Annotated in this window: 15 protein-coding genes; 2 read left to right on the forward strand and 13 right to left on the reverse strand. The window is 68.4% G+C overall.

Annotation, left to right across the window (positions count from 1 at the left end; genetic code table 11):
• Window positions 1-4 precede the first annotated feature (4 nt).
• Window positions 5-1,066 carry a phosphotransferase family protein gene (locus AWX74_RS15155; RefSeq protein ID WP_091277529.1) on the reverse strand — a complete coding sequence of 354 codons (1,062 nt, stop codon included), beginning with the start codon at window positions 1,064-1,066 and terminating at the stop codon, window positions 5-7.
• A 125-nt stretch (window positions 1,067-1,191) separates the two neighbouring features.
• Between AWX74_RS15155 and AWX74_RS15160 the strand changes: the two genes are divergently transcribed.
• Window positions 1,192-1,989 carry an SDR family NAD(P)-dependent oxidoreductase gene (locus AWX74_RS15160; protein WP_091277079.1) on the forward strand — a complete coding sequence of 266 codons (798 nt, stop codon included), beginning with the start codon at window positions 1,192-1,194 and terminating at the stop codon, window positions 1,987-1,989.
• Between the two features lie 45 nt (window positions 1,990-2,034).
• Here the strand turns inward: AWX74_RS15160 and AWX74_RS15165 are convergent, their stop codons facing one another.
• The 6 genes from AWX74_RS15165 to icmF all read right to left on the reverse strand — a co-directional run bounded on the left by AWX74_RS15165 (window position 2,035) and on the right by icmF (window position 11,685).
• Window positions 2,035-3,420: a PucR family transcriptional regulator gene (locus AWX74_RS15165; RefSeq protein ID WP_091277083.1), complete on the reverse strand. Its 1,386-nt coding sequence runs from the start codon at window positions 3,418-3,420 to the stop codon at window positions 2,035-2,037.
• Between the two features lie 81 nt (window positions 3,421-3,501).
• Complete coding sequence (locus AWX74_RS15170) at window positions 3,502-4,089, reverse strand: TetR/AcrR family transcriptional regulator (protein WP_091277087.1); 588 nt, start codon at window positions 4,087-4,089, stop codon at window positions 3,502-3,504.
• Between the two features lie 64 nt (window positions 4,090-4,153).
• Complete coding sequence (locus AWX74_RS15175) at window positions 4,154-5,140, reverse strand: NADPH:quinone oxidoreductase family protein (RefSeq protein WP_091277091.1); 987 nt, start codon at window positions 5,138-5,140, stop codon at window positions 4,154-4,156.
• A gap of 25 nt (window positions 5,141-5,165) precedes the next feature.
• The gene (locus AWX74_RS15180) at window positions 5,166-6,821 is read right to left on the reverse strand and encodes an AMP-binding protein (protein ID WP_091277094.1); all 1,656 of its coding nucleotides are present in this window, start codon (window positions 6,819-6,821) and stop codon (window positions 5,166-5,168) included.
• A 91-nt stretch (window positions 6,822-6,912) separates the two neighbouring features.
• Window positions 6,913-8,067 (reverse strand): acyl-CoA dehydrogenase family protein, encoded by a 1,155-nt coding sequence (locus tag AWX74_RS15185; protein ID WP_091277099.1) that lies wholly within the window; start codon window positions 8,065-8,067, stop codon window positions 6,913-6,915.
• A 249-nt stretch (window positions 8,068-8,316) separates the two neighbouring features.
• A complete protein-coding gene (gene icmF / locus AWX74_RS15190) occupies window positions 8,317-11,685 on the reverse strand; it encodes a fused isobutyryl-CoA mutase/GTPase IcmF (protein ID WP_091277102.1) in 3,369 nt (1,122 codons plus the stop codon).
• A gap of 623 nt (window positions 11,686-12,308) precedes the next feature.
• Between icmF and AWX74_RS15195 the strand changes: the two genes are divergently transcribed.
• Complete coding sequence (locus AWX74_RS15195; protein ID WP_091277105.1) at window positions 12,309-12,842, forward strand: TSCPD domain-containing protein; 534 nt, start codon at window positions 12,309-12,311, stop codon at window positions 12,840-12,842.
• Window positions 12,843-12,866: 24 nt separating this feature from the next.
• Here AWX74_RS15195 and AWX74_RS15200 read toward each other — a convergent pair whose 3' ends face one another.
• From AWX74_RS15200 to AWX74_RS15225, 6 genes are read right to left on the reverse strand one after another with little or no spacing between them, the layout of a single operon-like run.
• Complete coding sequence (locus tag AWX74_RS15200; RefSeq protein WP_091277108.1) at window positions 12,867-14,003, reverse strand: DUF6624 domain-containing protein; 1,137 nt, start codon at window positions 14,001-14,003, stop codon at window positions 12,867-12,869.
• The gene (locus tag AWX74_RS15205) at window positions 14,000-15,577 is read right to left on the reverse strand and encodes an AMP-binding protein (protein WP_091277112.1); all 1,578 of its coding nucleotides are present in this window, start codon (window positions 15,575-15,577) and stop codon (window positions 14,000-14,002) included. The genes AWX74_RS15200 and AWX74_RS15205 overlap by 4 nt, the downstream gene beginning before the upstream one ends.
• Window positions 15,574-16,227 carry an HIT family protein gene (locus AWX74_RS15210; protein ID WP_091277115.1) on the reverse strand — a complete coding sequence of 218 codons (654 nt, stop codon included), beginning with the start codon at window positions 16,225-16,227 and terminating at the stop codon, window positions 15,574-15,576. Before AWX74_RS15210 ends, AWX74_RS15205 begins: the two co-directional genes overlap by 4 nt.
• A complete protein-coding gene (locus AWX74_RS15215; RefSeq protein ID WP_165615641.1) occupies window positions 16,211-17,512 on the reverse strand; it encodes a class I adenylate-forming enzyme family protein in 1,302 nt (433 codons plus the stop codon). Before AWX74_RS15215 ends, AWX74_RS15210 begins: the two co-directional genes overlap by 17 nt.
• Window positions 17,509-18,597, reverse strand: coding sequence for a TauD/TfdA family dioxygenase (locus AWX74_RS15220; RefSeq protein ID WP_091277122.1), 1,089 nt, complete (start codon window positions 18,595-18,597; stop codon window positions 17,509-17,511). Before AWX74_RS15220 ends, AWX74_RS15215 begins: the two co-directional genes overlap by 4 nt.
• 44 nt (window positions 18,598-18,641) lie before the next feature.
• Window positions 18,642-20,009 (reverse strand): dehydrogenase, encoded by a 1,368-nt coding sequence (locus tag AWX74_RS15225; protein ID WP_091277125.1) that lies wholly within the window; start codon window positions 20,007-20,009, stop codon window positions 18,642-18,644.
• Window positions 20,010-20,013 lie beyond the last annotated feature (4 nt).

Consider the following 20,013-nt stretch of genomic DNA (forward strand, 5'->3'; position numbering starts at 1 on the left):
GGGTTCACCACCCGTCCAGCGCCCGGTGCCCGGCTTCGAGGACGTCGGCCAGATGACGGGCCGCGACCCTCAAGGCCGGATCGGGCTCAGGGCGCCGGCGGTCCCGCTTGTAGATCACCGCGATCGTCGCCGCGACCTTGTAGTGGCAGACGCCGAGGAACCAGGCCAGGTCGGTGGTGCTCTGACCGGCCTCCCCCGGCGTCGCGCCCAGCGCGCAACGCGCCGACATGTACTCGGACAGCAGCGCCGTCTGCGTCGGCAGCGCCGAGGCGGCCGCTCGATCGGCGGCCGGGCGGTCCTCGTGGAAGACGTGCGCGGGGAGCGTGTGCATGAGCAGCCAGGCGAGATCCGACCGAGGATCGCCGACCGACCAGATCTCCCAGTCGATGACCGATTCGAGCGTCACCCCGACGAACAGCATGTTCGCCAGGCGGAAGTCCCCGTGGAGCAGCCGCGGCTCCGCACCGGCGGGCACGCCCCTCGCCAGGCGCGCGGACAGCTCCTCGTGGCCGGGGCCGATGTCCGCGTCGACGGTGGCGAAGAGTCGCTGCCACCGAGACAGTTCCTCCGCAGGTGGGCAGACGGGCTCGGCGCCCAGGCCCAGCGCGCCGGGCGGCCGCGACTGTAACCGCGCCAGGGCACGGGCCGCGACCAGCATCCGTTCCGCGGCGACGGCCGCGGTCGGGGGTGCCGGGCTCACGTCCAGACCGGGCTCATAAGACTCACCGGGCCGGCGCGCCATCCCGAACAGGGGTGGGACCGCCGGCGGCGCGCCGGAGTCCTCGAACTCGACCTCGGGGACCGGGAAGCCGTCGAGCCGGGCGAGGCGGCGCAGCACCTGGGCCTGGCGCAGGACGTCACGGTTGCGGACGGGGGCCAGACCCGGCGGCGCGACCTTCAGAACCACCGGCCGCTCGCTCTCGACGGTCCTCATCGTCGCCGCGTAGGTCAGGCTCGAGACCCCGCCTTGGAGCCGGACCAGTCCGGTCACGTCAGCGTCTGGGTGCACGCGGCGGGCCGCAGCCGTGGCGCGGCGCGAAACGTCGTCCAGGTCGATGTCGGTCACGTCGGCCACTGTGCTCAGCGGCCCACCGCACCGGCAAGCATGCCGGGGAACGCGGGTGGAGATGCCCACAGGACGGCCAGGGGCAACGTCTCGTGGAGGCCGGGCGCCCGCGGTAGAACCGGGAAATGATCCCCATCACCCCGCAGTCGTTCGATCCTTCGTCCTGGCAGAGCCGGTTCCGCCTCGACGGGAAGGTCGCCGTGGTGACGGGAGCGTCCAGCGGCCTGGGGGTCGCGATCGCGCAGGGCATGGCCGCCGCGGGGGCCGATGTCGCCGTCGGCGCGCGCCGTCTCGACCTGCTGACACACACCCGCGAGATCGTGGAGAAGCTGGGCCGCCGGTGCGTCACCGTACCGACCGACGTGACGCGTGTGGCGGAGTGCGACCGCCTGGTCAGGACCGCCGTCACCGAGCTCGGCCGGTGCGACGTGCTGGTCAACAACGCGGGCATCGGCGGAGACTACAACCCGGCGACCGAGGACCCGCCCGACCACTTCCGGCACGTCGTCGATGTGAACCTGATGGGCTCGTACTGGATGGCGCAGGCCGCCGGCCGGGTCATGCCGCCCGGCGGCGCCATCGTCAACATCTCCAGCGTGATGGCGGTGACCACCGCCAAGATGCCGGCGGCGGGATACAGCGCGGCCAAGGCCGGGGTCCTGGGCATGACCCGAGACCTCGCGGCCCAGTGGGGAGCAAAGGGCATCCGGGTCAACGCCATCCTTCCCGGCGTGTTCCTGACCGAGGCGACCGCGAACTACAGCCCCGGCTACCAACGCAGAATCATCGAGGCACGGGTGCCCGCCGGGCGTCTCGGCGACGCGATCGAGGTCGCGAGCACCGCGGTGTTCCTCGCCTCGGATGCGGCCGCCTACATCACCGGGGCGGGCGTACCGGTGGACGGAGGCGTCCTGCTGCTCTGACGGCGCGCCCTGGCATGCCCAGGGCTTTCGCGACTGCCCGGCGGGTCATGCGGTGTCCTTCTTCCTCGAGGCCGGGCGGTCCGGGTCGGCGATCGCCTGACGCTCGACGAACGGCGGGAGCGCCGGGTGGCCCTCCAGCCGCAGCACCAGCAACGCGGTCTGCACGCTGAGCTGGTCATTCGCGTTCGCGGCCACATCCAACCCGGTGAGGTCGTGCACCTTCGCCATCCGAAGTCGGACGGTGTTCTCGTGTATCCCCAGCCGGGCGGCGGACTCACGCACCGAACGGCCGGTGTCGAAGAAGCACTGCAGCGTCCGCAGCAGGTCGGCCGAGCCGGGCGTGTCACCGAGCAGTGAGCCCAGCGCATCATGCACGTATCGCCGGACCGACCCTATGTCACTGTTCGCGACGAACAGGCGCGCCGGGCCGAGGTCGTCGACGGCGATCACCCGGTGGAGCCCACGCCCGAATCGGTCAATACACAGCACCACCTCGCGTGTCTCCCGGTACGCGCGCTTGAGGCCGCTCGGCCCTGACACAGCCGACACTCCGACTACGGTCTCAGGCTCGCCGATCCGAGCGATGACCTGCCGCAGCACCTGCTTGACCCGGTGAACGAACGCGACGCACGCGGTCTCCTCGGGCACCTCGACGAGGAGGATCATCCCCTCACGGCCACGGGTCGCCAAAATCTCGACGCCGAGCTCCCTGGCCACCACATCCGCGAGGGCCTGGTCGTCACACAGCTCGTCCGCGGAGTGGTCCCCCACGTAGACGAGCACGCGGTCGGCGTCCGCACGGACTCCGAGATAGTCCGCGGACGCGAGCAGATCGGCGTCGGTGTGGGACCCACGCACCAGCTGCCGGGCGAACGCGGCACGCGCGTTCCACGACGCACGCGCGACCCTGCGCTGCACCACGTACTCCGTCGCGAGATGGAGCGCGGTCCGCTGGGCCAGGTTCGTCTCGTCGCCGCCGAGCCGTACCGCCACCTCCGCCATCACCAGCCATGCGAACATTCGCCCGTCACGGGCGACAGGAACCACAAGATGCCGCCGGGCGAGGCCGCGGGCGGGCTCGGCGGGGATCACGACGGGTTTCGTCGAGGCGATGTCGACCGGCCCGCACCGCGCGAGGAGCAGGTCCAGGTCCGGCGGCTTGAAATCGGAGCCCCGCGCGACAACAGACCTCGACACGACTCTGCGTCTCGCGTCGATCAACCACAGCGGATTCGCGGTGAGCTCCGCGGCGGTACCGACCAACCCCGAAATACCTCCGGCTCGGGCGACCGAGGCCGACAGCCGCAGTTCGACCGTATGCCGCCGGGCCAGCTCGTCGTACCGGCGCCGCAGCTCGTCGGAGGGGACAGGCGTCAACGCCTCGGCCGGAGTGCTCGCTGCCGCGCTCGCGCGGACCTGACGCGTGAGCATCAAGACACCTCCCTCAACGCGGTGGCCGTTCTAGCCGGCCATATGCCCGCACACTAGAATGGTCTGACCATTACTTCAAGACTAGTGTCGATCATGGCCGCCAGATGCCTCACCACCAGCGCGATCATGGCCCCGCAGGCCGACGTCCAGCAGCTCCAGCAACAGACCCGTGAGGTCCTCGTGCGCGAGGGACCGCGCCGGCCAGTACGACACCGAGAACACCATGCCGAGACACGCCTGGGTCACCGCCGCCACGGTCGCCTGCGGCATGCCCGGAAACCTGTCGGCGACCAAGCGCTCCCAGCGCTCGGTGTACTGAACGCGCCGGCGGTCGAACGCGCGCCTCCACGGGGCGGCGAGGGAACGGATCTCCCGCTGGTAGAGATTGACGAGGTGTCGGTGGGCGACCGCGAAGTCGGCATGATGACGCAGCGCCCGGTCGAGGTCGCGCCCCGGGTTCCCGTGAACCGGCAGCGTCGCGCTCATCAGCTCGTCCATCGCCTCGTTCAGCAACGTCGCGAGGATCTCGTCCTTACTGCCGAAATGCCGGTAGATGGCCGGGCCGCTCAGTCCGGCCCTCCTCCCGATCTCGTCGACGCCGACTCCGTGGAAGCCGTTCTGGTAAAAGGCCTCCGCGGCGACCTCGAGAATTCGACGATCTTTCTCCATACCTCAGGGTATCCAGCTGTGAACGCTCGTTATCAGGTATCAAGCGGTTCGGGCGCCGTCCGCACTAGTCGGAGACAGTGACAACCACCTTTCCCGTCGACGCCCGCCCGTCGAGAAGGCACAGTGCCTCGGACGCCCGCGCCCACTCCAACCGGTGGCCGATCACGGGGTGCAGTCTGCCAGCCGCCGCGGCTGTCTCCAGCTCGTGGATCAGCTGGCCGGCCAGTCGCGGATGGCGCTCGACCCATGGCTCCACCGCGACCCCCATGACGGTGAGGTCGCGCAGGAGCAGGCGATTCAGGCGGACCTCGGGGATCCGCCCGGCGGCGAACCCGACAACCATGAGCCGCCCGCCGACGTCGAGCGCACGCAGCGACTCGACCACCCGGTCACCGCCTACGGGATCGACGACGACGTCGACCCCGCGGCCACCGGTGAGCGTGCGCACCTCGGTGGACCAGCCGTCCCGAACCTGGACCGCGTGGTCGGCACCGGCCTCGATCGCGACAGCGGCCTTGACCTCGGTGGACACGAGCGCGATGGACGGGGCCGCGCGCCCGCGCAGCAGGTCGAGGGTGGCCGTTCCCACGCCACCGGCCGCGCCGTGGACCAGAACCGACTCACCGTCCCGGAACGCGGCCCGTAACAGGGTGAACCAGGCGGTCGCGTAGTTCAGGAAGAGCGCCGCGCCCTGCTCCCAGGACAACGTCTCCGGGAGTCGGACCGTGTACCGCGGAACAGCGAGCACGCGCTCGGCCAGCGCGCCGAACACGCTCAGCCCCGCCACCCGGTCCCCCGGCCGCAGCCGCGACCCGGCCGGCGCCTCCAGGACCACCCCGGAGAACTCGCCACCCGATACATAGGGCGCCGGCCGGCCGTGCTGATAGCCGCCCCGGCTCTGCAGTAGGTCCGGGAAGCTCACCCCCGCGGCGCGCACCTCGACCAGCAGCCGTTCGCCGCCGGCCCAGGGATGCGTGCCCTCGGGCTCCGGCACCTCGGCGAGCACCGCCGCCTCCGGACCGTCCAGCCGTGGGATCAGCAGGGCCCGCATGCGCCTCCCTCCATCACCGGCCGGCTCATGCCCCGATCCGCCTGCTGATCTCGGCGCGCAGGACGTGCTTCTGGACCTTGCCCGTGGCCGTCATCGGCAGCGCCGGAACGACCTCGAGCCGCTCCGGAACCTTCTGCACGGCCACTCGGTGCGCGCGCAGATAATCGGTGATGTCGGCGAGGGTGAGCGGTTCGGCACCCGGCTCCAGCACGAGGAACGCGCACGCCTTCTCACCGAGCCGCTCGTCGGGCATCCCGACGACGGCGACGTCGGCGATCGCCGGATGTGCCAGCAGGTGGTCCTCGATCTCTCGGGCGCTGATGTTCATGCCGCCGCGGATGATGATGTCCTTGGTTCGGCCGGTGACCCGGACGAAGCCGTCAGCGTCCATCCGCCCGAGGTCACCGCTGCGGGAGAAGCCCTCAGGGGTGAACAGCGCGGCCGTCTGCTTCTCGTCGCGAAAATACTCGAGCATGTGGCTGGGGCCGCGGTAGGCGATGTCCCCCTCCTCGCCGCGCGGGACCTCCAGGCCGTCGGGCCCCACAACCTTGACCTGGGCCCCGGCCAGCGCGGAGCCGTCCGAGGTGAGGGCGCGCTCCGGCGCGTCATCGAGCGTGCACATCGTCGTCAGGAAGTTCTCGGACCGCCCGTAGAGGCTCAGGGTCCGGCAGTGCGGCAGCACCGCCCCGGCCCGTTCGACGACGGCGGCCGAGATCGGCGACCCGGCGCAGACCCAGACGCGCATGCTGCTCGGGTCGTGCTTTGCGGGGTCGTAGGCCGTCATCAGCATCTGCAGGAACGGCGTGGCCGAGACCGTGGCAGTGCATCCGTGACGCTCGATCCGCGCCAGAGCCTCCTGCGGATCCCAGGCCTCCATCAGGTAGGAGCTCGCTCCGGCCAGCAGTGGCAGCACGACACTGGTCACCAGCCCCGTGCTGTGGGTGATGGGCGACGGCCCGAACTGGACGTCCCGCTCGGTGTACCGCAGGCTGGCGGCGATCGCCTCAGCGCTCGCCCGCAACGTGTTGAAGGTGTGGTAGCAGCCCTTCGGGCGCGACGTGGTGCCCGATGTGTAGACGATCAGAAAGCCGTCGTCCGGCGAGCTGTCCGGCCCAAGACTCGCGCCGAGGTCGGCCAGGTCGCCCTCGGTGTAGAGGGACTCCAGCGCCGTCGCCCCGGCGAGGTCGCCCTCCGGACGAGCGACGATGACCCTCCTGAGACGGTCCCGTCCTGTCGCCAGAATCTGGAACATCGCGCGGTGCTCAAAGCCACGGAAAGTGTCAGCCGTGATCGCGGCGACCGCGCCGCTGTGGTCCAGGACATAGCCGACCTCGTCGTCGCGGTAGATCGGCATGATCGGCACGATGATCGCGCCGATTCGCGACAGCGCGGCGGCTACCAGCGGGAACTCGGTCCAGTTGGGTAGTTGGACCGCCACCCGGTCACCTCGTCCGACACCGGTGGAGGCGATGCCGACGGCGAGCCGGAGGGCCCGCTCATGAAACTCGCCGTATGTGAGGCTGGTCGTCCCGTCGAAGACGAAGGTGCGGTCGCCAGCCGCGCCGGCCTGAGCGCCGATCAGATCGAAGAAACTCGACGCCTTCCAGCGCCCGGACGTGTAGAGGGATGCGAACTCTTCGTCCGAGTAGCGGCTGCGAACAGTCGGTAAGACATCGGACATGCGAGACCTCCTAGTGGCGTGTATCACGTCATAACATAGAATGGTTGGACCTTTTGAGCAAGATGGATCGACAGCGGCTCCACGCGCGCCATCACCAGACGATGCTGCCGCGGCGGTAGGCCTCCCGCGCGATGATCTTCTTTTGGATCTCCGCGGTACCGTCGGCGATCAGGTAGGCGAACACGTCGCGGTACCGCTGCTGCAACGGGAACTCGACGGCGTACCCGAGATTGCCGTGCACCCGGATGGCCGCCTCGATGGCGTTTTTCGCCACCACCGGCGGCCACCACTTGCTCATGGAGGCCTGCGCCGTGTGCGGCTGCCCGCTCGCCCGCAGCCACAGCGCCCGGTAGCACATCCATCGAGCAGCCTCGACATAGGTGGCCTGCTCCGCGAGCAGGAAGGAGATGCCCTGGAAGTCCGCGATCGGCCGACCGAACGCCTGCCGCTGCTGGGAGTGGGCGAGAGCCTCGTCGAGACTGGCCCGGGCGGCACCGAGGCAGAGCAGGCCAAGGGCGGCACGGCTGAAGTCGAAATGGGTCATGACGGCCCGGAAACCCGCGCCGTGCTCGCCGATGCGATGCGTCGAGGGAACGAAGACATCGTCGAAGTGCAGGGTGCCCCACCCGAGCGGCAGGCAGCCCATGCCGGGGAGGTGATTCCGGGTCAGGCCCTCGGCGTCCATCGGCACCACGTAGGCGCTCACCCCGCGTGCACCGGTCGTACCGGGCTCACGGGCGTACACGACCGCACTGCTTGCGTTCATCACCCAGGTGATGGCGGTCTTCTCTCCGCTCAACCGCCATCCACCGGCCACCGGGGTCGCCACCGTGCGCAGTGCGGCGGCGTCCGAGCCCGCTCCCGGTTCAGTCAGCGCGATCGCGACAGTCTCCCTCCCCTCGACCAGCGCCGGCAGGTACCGCTCACGCACCTCGCCGCCGGCGAGGGCGAGCTGCGAGCCGGTCAGGCCCACCTGAACAGGAGCCGCCGCCACGTTGACGTCCCCGTACGCAAGGGTCTCGGTGGCGAGCCCGAGCATGATCGGGTCCTCCTCGCCGGTGCCGCCGTACTCCTTGGGCATCCCGATGCCGAGCAGCCCGAGCTCACCTAGCTCACCTAGTGCGTCGAACGGGAACTCGGCGGAGGCGGCGCGCCGGCGGTAGGCCGGCGCAAGCGCCGAGCGCGCGTAGTCCTCCAGAGTCGCACGGAAGGCTTCATGCTCCTCGCTGAACGCGAACGACAACACTGCGGTTCTCCTCGTCCGTGACACACGGCCACCGTTATGCGCCGGTCGTTATCGCGGCGCCAGGCTGGGCTGTGCGATAACGATCGTTCACACACTGAGCATTTGTCAATGGTCAGACCGTTTTGTCGATGGGCGTCAGTCCAGTCACGGCCGGATCCCGCACATCGAACTGGACGAGCCCGCCGCCAGCGGCGGACGGACAGCGGGCGGACGATCCGCCCTGAGGAGACGGGGCTGGAGTCACGCTCCTCAGATGTTTCGGCGATACTGTCCACCGACCTCGAAGAACGCCGCGCTGATCTGACCGAGCGAACACACCCGCACCGCGTCCATCAACGCCGCAAAGGTATTACCACCCGCGATCGCGGCCTTCCGCAGGCGGTCGAGCGCCAGGGCGGCCTCGGCCGTGTGGCCGGCGGTGAACTCCTCAAGGCGGCGTAGCTGTGACTGCTTCTCCTCCTCGGTGGCGCGGGCGAGCTCGAGCTGGTGCGCCGCTTCCTCGTCGTCGTCCGGGCCGAGGAAGGTGTTGACCCCGATGATCGGCAGTGAACCGTCGTGCTTACGCCGTTCGTAGAGCATCGACTCGTCCTGGATGCGACCGCGCTGGTAACCGGTCTCCATCGCACCGAGAACGCCACCACGCTCCGAGATCCGCTCGAACTCGACAAGGACGGCCTCTTCGACGAGATCGGTGAGCTCATCGATCACGAACGAGCCCTGCAGGGGGTTCTCGTTCCCGGCGAGACCCCATTCCCGGTCAATGATCATCTGGATCGCCAGCGCACGCCGGACCGACTGCTCGGTGGGCGTGGTGACCGCCTCGTCATACGCATTGGTATGCAGACTGTTGCAGTTGTCATAGATCGCGCACAGCGCCTGCAGCGTCGTCCGGATGTCGTTGAAGTTCATCTCGCGCGCGTGCAGCGAACGACCCGAGGTCTGCACGTGGTACTTGAGCTTCTGCGAACGCTCCGACGCACCGTAGCGCTCGCGCATGGCCACCGCCCAGATGCGTCTGGCGACCCGGCCGATCACGCTGTACTCGGCGTCCATGCCGTTCGAGAAGAAGAACGAGAGATTCGGGGCGAAGTCGTCGATGTTCATGCCGCGCGCCAGGTACGCCTCAACGTAGGTGAAACCGTTTGCGAGCGTGAAAGCGAGCTGGCTGATCGGGTTCGCCCCGGCCTCCGCGATGTGGTACCCGGAGATCGACACCGAGTAGAAGTTGCGCACCTGGTTGGCTATGAACCATTCCTGCATGTCAGCCATGCAGCGCAGCGCGAACTCGGTCGAGAAGATGCAGGTGTTCTGGCCCTGATCCTCCTTGAGGATGTCCGCCTGCACCGTGCCACGCACGTTCGCCAGCGCCCAGGCGGCAACCTCGGCGGCCTCGGCGGCCCGGGGCTCACGGCCATGCTCCACCCGGAAGAGGTCGAGCCGCTGGTCGACCGCAGTGGTCAGGAACATCGCCAGAACGGCCGGCGCCGGGCCGTTGATCGTCATCGAGACACTGGTCGTCGGCGCGCACAGGTCGAAACCGGCGAACAGCGTCTTCATGTCATCCAGCGTGGCGACCGAGACGCCGGAGGTGCCGATCTTCCCGTAGACGTCGGGCCGGGCACCCGGGTCACGCCCGTAGAGAGTCACCGAATCAAAGGCGGTGCTGAGCCTGGTAGCCGGTGAATCCGCGGAGAGGAGGTGGAAGCGCCGGTTGGTCCGGAACGGATCACCCTCGCCGGCGAACATGCGGGCCGGGGCCTCACCAACCCGCTTGAAGGGAAAGACCCCGGCGGTGAACGGAAACAGCCCCGGCAGGTTCTCTCGCCGGCGGAACCGCACGATCCGGGCGTCGTCGTCTATCACCGGAAGCGCCACCCGGGGCAGTGAGGTTCCGGAGAGGGTGGTGTGTACCAGCGGAGTGCGGATCTCCCGGCCACGCACGGTGTAGACCATCTCGTCGCCGGCGCGCTCGGCACGCAGCGCGGGCCAGGACCCGATCAGGTCCCGCGTCTCGGCGTCGAGGCCCGACTCGGCGGCATCTCGCAGGCTCCGCAGCACCCGAAGATCCGACTCCTCGGACTGCTCCAGCTCCCCCCGCCCGGCGCCGCGATGATGCGTTTCGAGCTCGGCGACAGCGGTGGCCAGGTGCTCGCGACGACGCGCGAGCAACGCCTGTGCCTCCGTGTGGGCGTGGTACCCACGGACAGCATCTGCGATCTCCGCGAGGTAGCGGACCCGGGCCGGTGGAACAACCGTGGTCAGACCGCTGGATACCCGCACCTCGACGGGTTGCAGCGCGCCCTGCTTGCGCTCCAGGCCACGGTCGCCTAGAAGATCGCGCAGGTAGAAGTACAGCGCGGTCACTCCGTCGTCGTTGAAGCGGGCCGCGGATGTGCCGAAGACCGGCATGTCCTCCCACTCGGCGCCGAACTCCTCCCGGTTGCGGACCATCTGACGTGCGACGTCCCGGCGTGCGTCCTCAGCTCCACGCCGCTCGAACTTGTTGACAGCCACCGCGTCCGCGAAGTCGAGCATGTCGATCTTCTCCAGCTGGGATGACGCCCCGTACTCGGGCGTCATGACATACAGCGAGACGTCACAGAAGGGCACGATGGCGGCATCACCCTGACCAATTCCAGGAGTCTCCACGATCACGAGGTCGTAACCCGCTGCCTTGCAGGCGGCGATGACGTCAGCGAGATACTCGGGCAGCTCACCCCCCGCCCGACGGGTCGCCAGCGACCGGAAGAACGTCCGCGACGCATCCCCTGTCGCCGCGTCCTGCTCCGGTTCGTCCGTCGCGGCCATGCCACCGTAGTCCTGCCGCTCGGTCAGTGCGTTCATCCTGATTCGGTCGCCAAGCAGAGCCCCGCCTCCCCGCCTCCGGGTCGGGTCGACCGCGAGAACGGCAATGCGCAGCGAGTCGCCCTGATCGAGCCGGAAGCGTCGCAGCAGCTCATCGGTGAGCGACGACTTGCCAGAGCCGCCGGTACCCGTGATTCCCAGGACGGGTGTCGCACCACGCTGGTCGGCCGCTTCACGCACGGCGGACGCGAGCACGGGGTCCCGGGCTTCCTCAAGCACTGTGATTGCCCGCGCCAACGCTGCATCGCTGCCAGCGCGAAGCTCGGTCACCCTAGGCGCGCCGCCGGCGAGGTCGAGGTCGTTCTCCTGGATGATGCTGTTGACCATGGCGGCGAGCCCGAGCCGCCGGCCGTCCTCCGGGGAGAAGATCCGGGCCACGCCACGCGCGTGCAGCAGATCGATCTCCTCCGGAACGATGACACCGCCACCGCCGCCGTAGACCCGCACGTGCCCGGCGCCCCGCTCGCGCAGCCGCTCGACGAGATAGGTGAAGTACTCGACGTGGCCGCCCTGGTACGAGGAGATCGCGACCGCCTGCGCGTCCTCCTGGATGACCGCCGTCACGATCTCATCGACCCCGCGGTCATGCCCGAGGTGGATCACCTCCGCACCCTGCGTCTGGAGGATGCGCCGCATGATGTTGATCGCGGCGTCATGTCCGTCGAACAGCGCTGCCGCGGTGACAACCCGCACCGGCCCGGTGGGCACATGCAGCCTGGAGATCTCCTGCTCCGCTACGGCGACTGCGGTCATGCGGCACGCTCCCTGGAAGACGTTCGACCACTAGCCGAACTTATCGGCCTTCCGATAGTAGGACATCAAACATTCTCGAGCCACCATAGACGTCCCGGCTGGGTTCGGCACGACGAGCTGGTTGCGGTCCAGGGCCTGGACCTGGGTCTTCGTGCGTCACGAAACGCCAGTTCCGGATGGAGGTGGAAGACCTTCGTCGCCGCTCGGTCGCGACTCCAAGAGGTGAGGCTGGCGGCAGCCTGACCCGTGTAACGACGGTGAGGGTAGGAGCAGCCGTGACCCGGCCGGACTGCCAGACGGCTCGGGTCGATGGGGTTACACCCGCCGGAGTCCAAGACCCCGGTCAGTCGGATTGGCAAGCACGATCCCCGACCGCGCCGACGACCCCACCCCAGCCAAACCCGCCGCTGCTTGACAGAGGAGCTAGAGACACTCCCGCCAGCGGTCGGACGAAGTCGGACACGCCGAGCCTCGACGTCGAGAGGGGATGACCGCTGCCCTATGCTGACCTCTCGGCCGCGCCACAACATCTGGCGCCCAGCGTTACGTAGTGGCGCTATCTGTTGTGATCATTACTGGATGTGACTCGTCAGAATGAACATGTCGATCGAGAGGAACGCGCCATGGTTGACGCGACGTCGACGATGGGAAGCCGTACGCCCAGTGGCGTGGTGCGGCGGGCGCCACGCCATCGTCAGTCCGTGACGAGAGCCTTCACGGTTGGGGGCGCCTACGGCTTCATCATCGCGTCTCTGCATGCCGACGGTTCGCTGGCGGACATCAATCTGATCATGGCGAAGCAGGGATCCACCTTGCGTGGAATGACCGAGACCGTCTCGTCGGCGATCTCGACCGGTCTGGCACACGGAGTGCCGCTGACGACATACGTTCGGCAGTTCGCTGACCTGCGGTTCGAGCCTGCGGGAATGACGGACGATCCGGAGATCCCGCGGGCTCTGTCGATCATCGACTATGTGGTCAGGCGGCTGGCGCTGGATTTCCTGCCGGTGGAGGATCGCACCGCGTTGGGCGTTCTCACGCCGCTGGAACGCGCCGAACTCGCGGCCGGTTCGGCACCTGCGCCGCCCGCGTCGTCGAACACGCCGGAGTCGCCGAGATTCGCGCCCTTCGACATCCCCGTCCAGGTCTCCTACTGAAGCGCGTCGGCCCGACGGGCCGCCTCAGGCCGCGTCGGTAAGCGCACGACATGCTGCTGCCAGGGCACTGTCAATGTCATTACTGATTGTGACGGATGGCAGCATGTCGAAGCTGCACCGCGGAGAGCCCTTGACGATGATCACGGGTTTGCCGTAGGCGAGCGCACAGCCGATCTCGGTCGTGACGCCGTCGCTGCGCCGGCTGAGCGGGTAGGCGAGAAGCAGGCTCGCGCGGGCGATGTCGTCGATGCAGAGTTGGGCCGCGAGCTGGTTGAGGACGATGCCCGCGTCGAACTGACTGCTGGGTCGCGTGAGGGGGTCGAGATCGATCCAGCGAGCGGTGGATTCCAGAGGCGGCGGCATGCGGGCGCGGACGCGCCGGATCTCCTCCCGGTCACGCAGTGTCGCCGCAAGGTAGACACCGTGACGGTTGGCGGAGTCCTCCGCGGGACTGTGCGTCGTCGGCTGCGGGGCGCGCGGTGGTGGCAGGACGGCGACGGTGGCCGGTGCCGGCGGGTTGACGGGTGCGCTGCGGGCCTGCCGGTAGGGAGTGATCGGGCAGTAGGCGTAGGGCGTGTCCTCGGCCAGAGTCGGCAGTCCGATTCGCTGCCGCTCATCGTCGACCTTGCTGATTTCGGCGGTGGGGTAAAGGAAGCATGGGCGATCGTCACGGACGAGGACGAACGTTCCGTACCGCTGCTCCTCGCCGCGCAGGGAACGGTCCCGGTCGGTCAGAAGCGCCAGATGCCGAGGGTCTGCTCCGCGATGTTCCCAGGCGTCCGCCATGTCATGGAGAAGATCGCGACGGGTCTCGGCCTCGGTGTCGGAGTGTTGGAGGAGCAGCCAGGCGGCGTCGCGGGCCGCAGGGTGGCTTGGAGGCGGCCAGCCCCATCGGCTCAGTGTCTCGAGGACCTGCGCGGTCGCGGAGGTGGAAACAGCTGCGTAGGCGGCGAGTTCGGGTGTGCTGGCGGTGAGGTGCGCGGCCCTGCTCGGGAACAGCGTCAGGGGCAGAGGCCAGTCGGGGTAGTTCAGGGCCGCGGCGACCTGGGATTCGAGCTGGGAGTCGGTGGCGAGCCGGGTCAGGACGGCGAGGAGCGCGTGCTGTTCCTGCTCGGCGAGCGTGATGAGGTCAGCCCACGCGGTGATGTCGGGTGTTGTCATGAGCTGGCCTCCTGGTCGCCGAGAAGCTGGCGGGCGCAGACGAGGTCGACCTTCCCCGCCGGGGTTCGGGGTATGGCGGCAACGACCCGGACCACCCGTGGGATCTTGTAGCCGGCGAGGTCGCCGCGGATGTCGCCGAGCACCTGCGCGAGTCTGCCGCCAGCGCGGAGCTGCAGGACGCAGCCGACGGCGCTGCCGAGCCGCGTGTCGGGAACGGCGAGGACAGCGGCGTCAGCGACATGGGGATGAGCGAGGAGCGCGGCAGCGACCTCGGGGGCGTAGACCTTCTCGCCGCCGGTGTTGATGCAGTCCTGCCCACGGCCGAGCAGCTCGATCTTCCGGGACGGCAGAAGTCGGACGAGATCTCCGGACAGGAGGTAGGTGCGTCCGTCATCGGAGTGGACATAGCGGTCGGCCGGAAGGGCGCCCTGAGGGTGAATACCGGCTGGGAGCGGTTCGTGGACGGCCACACGGCCGATTTCGCCGACGCGGGTCGGTGTTCCATCCGCGCCGAAGACCTGGGCGTGGCGGCCGAGGTCGAAGTGCCCGGTTGCAGGCACCTGCCCGGAGCGGGCAAGGGACGATCCCAGGCCGGTGGCCTCGGTGGCGCCGAAGGTCTCGACCAGTCGCAGATGCGGAACCAGGGCGAGGAGTTCGGTTTTGGCTTCGGTGGTCCAGGGCGCACCCGAGGAGGTGACGGTGCGCAAGGTCGATAGGTCGACTTCAGAGCGTGTGCGGATGATGTCGATGAGGGGGCGCGCGTAGGCGTCGCCGACGATGGCCAGAGTGTCAGCGCGGTGCCGTATGACCGCGTCGAGCACTCCGGCGGGATCGTAGGAGGCCCCGGGCACGGTGATGACCATCCCGCCGGCGCACAGCGCGCCCAGTGCCCGGGTCAGACCCGAGCCGTGGCTCAGGGGGCTGGCGACGACGATACGAGCGTCGGCCAGAGCCAAGGTGGTCCGCGCCGGAGAACGGGTCAGGTCATGGCGGGCCCAGGGGTTGTGGGCGTTGAGATTGGTGAGGATGTCGACGACACGCCAGGCCACGGCCTGGGGAGTCCCGGTGGTTCCACCCGTACATTTGATCATGATGTGCTCGGTTGATTCATCCCGCGGCGGCACCGAGGAGAGGCGCTCAGCTGCGCTGGCCACGAGCAGTAGGTGGGCGCCAAGCGGCCGGATCTGTGTTGCCTCGCGGAGACGGTCGCTGGCGTGGAGCGCGGCGATGTGAGAGCCGGAGTCCGGGTCGGAGATCGTCGCGGCGGGTCGCAGGAGGCGGAGCAGCTGGTCGAGTTCACGGGAGCGGTGACGCGGGTTGAGCTGTGCGGGTGTCGCACCAAGACGCAGAACGGCAGCGAGGCTGACGAGATGCTCAGGGACGTTGGGCAGGCAGAGAGCGACGACCTGGCCGGGTGCCACTCCTCGCAGGCGCAGGTCGTCCGCGACGGCCGCTGCCGCGGTGTCGAACTCCGCCCAGGTCCACGCCAGGTCGCGGTGGACCAGCGCAGTCGTGTGGGGCTGCAGTGTCGCAATGTGCTGCCAGAGGGCCGTGAGGGTCCATGGGGTCGTCATGACATCTGCCTGGCCGTGACGGGCGCAAGGTCGTCGACGGTGCGGCGGATGAGATCGGTGTGCGGGGCGGCTTCCCAGTCCCAGGCGCCCTCCTCCAGCCGCGGGTCGAGCGTGGCGACGACGTGCCGCAGCCGAATGCGTGGCTGCGTGTCGGTGGGGACCGGGTAGACGGCCAGCGCACCGCTCTGATCACGAACGGTGATGTAGGAGTTGGTCGGGTCGGTGGGAAGGTCTGCGAGGGAGGCGATGGGGTAGCCGGTGAGCCGGTCCGCCAGCCAGCCGTGCAGATCCGCCGTGGTGGGCAGGAGATGGAGGTGCCCATGTTCGATCCGGCGCTGCCCGGCGGCGTTCAGGCCGTACTCGAAGCCGAGCACCGGCCTGTCGTACCGCTCGGCGAGCCGCACAGCCATCTCGCGCATCAGTGTGTCGACGCCGGCTCGGGCGTCCCGATCGAGACCTCCGAGAGACAGGACATGGGATCTGGGGACGAGGAGCAGGTAGCCGGCCGTATAGGCCCCGATGGTCGGGATCGCGCAGGCATGCGCATTCGCCGCGAGGACGCGAGGTTGCGCCCTGGCCAGATGCCGCTGCAACGCGCAGTCGATCACGGCCAGGTCGAGAGCGGCGCAGAGGTCACAGATCGACGGCATGGGCAGTCGCCTCCGGCGGACTGGGACGGATCAGATCAAGACGGACGGGGCGCTCGGGCGCGGCAAGGCGGGCGGCGCAGTAGGCGTGGAGCTTCTCCGTGGTGAGCGTCGGGGCCCGTGTCTGGACCTCGGAGATCAGCCGGTGGCCGTAGACGGTGTCGGGGACTGCGGACACCGTGCAGTAGTCGATCGCGGGGTGCGCGGCGAGTACTGCGTGGACGTGTTCGAGGGCGACGTTGACACCGCCGACGATGGCCCGTCCGGACACGGCGACGGAGGCGAGATGCAGCCGCCCTGTGCTGTCGACATGGCCCTGGTCACCGACGGTGTGCCAGGCGCCGGGTGGTGGGCATCCCTCGGGGAGGAAATGGCTGGCGAGCCCCACGCCGCTGCGCGCCTCGACCGTGCCGACGGTCCCCGCCGGGGCCGGTGCACCGTCCGGTCCGCAGATCCGAATCTCGGCCCCGTTGATCGGGACGCCGCCTGCGGCGTCACCGATGCGGAGTGTGCCGTCGTACCCGGCGGAACCGTAGTACTCCGCGATCCGCTCGGCGCCGAACACGGCGAGAAGACGGGCACGGAGATCGGGCGGACAGGGCTGGGACGAATACACCAGCCTGTCCACCGAAGCGGCGGCCTGGGCGACCACGGTCTCGCCGACGTCGTCGAACAGCCGACGTAACTGGGTGGGGACCAGGAAGATCCAGCTCGGCCGATGCCGGTCCGCATACGTGGCCCAGACTTCGGGGGTGAAGACCGGGCAGATCACAACGGTGCCACCGAGCAGAATCTGCCGCACGGCGAACTCGAACGGACCGTTGAGGTGTAACGGAGAACTGATCAACGCGCAGCCGTCGGGCCGCATGCCGAGCGCGAGCGCCTTCCGTGGGACGCTCGGCGGCTCCCCGTGGGTGACCAGGAGACGGTAACGACCTTCGTCGATGCCGAGGACAGCCTTCCACGGCTCGCATCCGGCGCCCGGGGTACGCGGCAAAGTGCGCGCCAGCTCCGAGGCACCGTGGGCCGGCAGTGGCAGGGGGATTCCCCCGGCCAGCCAGGTCGCGAACACGTCGACGAGGAAGTCGGCATCCGATCTGGCTGTGAGGGGACGCAGCCGACGGCAGCAGTGATCGAGATTCCGGGACCTGTCGCGAGCCCGCTGGTGCAGTTCGTTGAAGGTAAGCGGGCCTGCGGAGTCGATCATCGCCGGAGCGTCGCGGCGATCAGCCGCGAGGCGATCGAGAACAGCGGCAAGCTCGTGCCGCCATGGCCGCGTGCCGCTCACGCGCTTCCGCCTGCGGGGCCGGCGGGGACCGATGGCGGCGTCCAGGTGGATGCGGCGACGCGCTGGAGATCGTCGGTGAGCCATCCGCCGCGCAGGCCCCGTTCGACGGCACCGGGCCGCCGGTCGGCCACCGGCAAACTGATCCAGCACCGCAGCAGATGCCGCGCCAGCCGCGGATCGGAATCCGTGTAGGCCGTGCGGGAGTGCAGGACGCAGTGATTGTGCACGATCTGGAGATCACCGGGCTGGAGTTCCATGTCGCAGGCCAGGCGGTCCGCGACCTCGTCCAGGAGGTCGAACGCGGCAAGCGCCCGCGACGACAGGGGTGCGCCGGTTATCTTCTGCGTCTCCAGCAGCGTGTGCCGCACGAAGCGAGTACTAAATTGCTCGCGGTGCAGGCAGAAGATCGTTGAGATGAACGTCGGTGGGCCGCCAGGGATGTTCCCCCCGGCCATATGGAAGTGAAATGGCTGGTAGAGCTCGGCGACGAGGTCCGGTGCATCCGCCAGCATCGCGTTGTGCACGGCCGCGGCGGAGGCCACGCGGCTCAAACCACCCCGGTCGGCGGCACGCAAGCACAGCAGAAGGGCCGCGTCGGCACCGTCGGTGTGGAACCACAGTCGCTCAGCTGTCTGGTGTCCCCGCACCCGACCGTCACCGAGAGTGTGACCGGCGCGAACGTGGCGGATGAGCTGCCCGTCACGGCTCTGCGTCGCGATTCGTCCCAGCTGAGCGGCCACTCCGCGGATCAGTACGAGGCTTTCGTGTTCACTGAGCTCGTCGACCGGAAGGCCTCGGAGCACGGCAAACCCGGGCCCGTTGGTGACGGCTGCAGACAACGCGCCTAGGTGCGTGTTCAGCTGCGACAGAGAGAAATCTTCGCCAGTCAGGTCGCGGTCACGGAAAACGTCCCTGGCTGCCAGCCGTGCACTGGCAGCGCGCACTTCCGCAACCAGATCAGCACGATGGCCGTCATCGATCCGGTGAAGATAGATCTCTGGACGCAGATCCCGACCGATCCAGATCGGCGCATGGTCGATAGAAAGCTCTACAGGGGAGAAAATCGGGTCCGTGGGATTCGCCATTGGAGCCCTCCGGATTGAAGGAACTGACAGTTTTCGATAGATATCTAGCGGTGCGCCTCGGCGGTGATCGCGTCGCCCGCGATCCAGCCGGTTTCGGCGGCGCCGATGATTCCTCCGGTCAGTCCGGGCCCATCGCCCACGAGATACAGTCCTGGATGGCCAGGGGCTGACATGTCGTCATTGACGGTGAAACGGGAAGCCCAACGCTCTACCGCCGGCCCGTAAAGGACATTCTCCGGATTGAGGATTTCAGGGCACATGGTGGAGAGCCGGTGAAGGTATGACTGCAGGACATGAACTATTTCGGCCGGGAATTCGGTGGTGAAGTCGCCGGGAGTAGCTCCGGGGAGGCTCGGCGAAAAACCGCGTACCGCCCGGCCGGCGGCCACGTCCTCGTTCGAGAGGAAATCGCCGAGACGTTGGCTCATCAGACCGCCGTAGCGGCTGTTGATCCCGGTCACGAGCCCTCGGACATCCGCTACGCTGAGGGGAAGCCTGCGCCCGGCCGTAGCGATGATGGCACTGTTCGAACGGTTCTCGGCGTGGGTGGAGGTCGCATGCCCGCCCACGAGCAGCAGGCCGTGATAGTCGGCAGGGACCACATTGCCGCCGTAGCACACGCAATGGGTCCGCGCCTCCACCCCGTCGGGTCCGCTCCAGATGACTTTGGGATCAGTAGCGACCTTCAGGAGAGGTGCGAGAAATTCCTTCGCCCCCTCCAATCGAAAACCGATCTTCGGTCGTGCCGGGTCGCGGCGCAGGTCGAGGGCGCGGCCAACCTCCCCGAGCCACGATGCTCCTACTTTCCCGGGGGCCAGGACAACGTTGACCGCATGGACCCGCTTGAAAACTGGGCCGTCCAGCTCCAGCTCCCACCGGAAATCGCGACGTCCCGACGGGCGAAGGTCCAGACAGGTCGTACGGCAGGCGATAGTAGAATTCCCAGACAGGCGAATTCTCAGCCGCTTGAGCATCCGTGGAAGCTGGTCGGTTCCTACGTGTCGGACCGGATAGTGAACATACTCCAGGCCGGCGGTCTCGGCTAGTTCCTCCAAACCTTTTGCGGCCTCCGCGTCGGAGCCGTGAAGGTCTGCCCGTTCACCGGAGCGAAGAATCTCATCGATCGCGTGCTGACGCTTCGAGACGAGAGCTGGGGGAAATCTGTGACTGACGGTGCTTCCGATCCGCGGAGACAGGCACAGTTTTCCATCGGAGAACAGGCCGGCGCCCCCGAAACCCCTGGTCACGACATCACGTCGATCTCCCGACCGCATGACGCTAACGCGATCGTCCACATCGTCCCCTCCGTCGAGGAGGAGAAGTCCTGGCGCGGGCACGTCACTTCGGTGCGCCGCCATTAATCCGCCGGGGCCTGCTCCCACCACGACGGTATGGAACTCGCGCTCATTCATCGCG

It is taken from the genome of Parafrankia irregularis (assembly GCF_001536285.1).
Lineage (GTDB): Bacteria > Actinomycetota > Actinomycetes > Frankiales > Frankiaceae > Parafrankia > Parafrankia irregularis.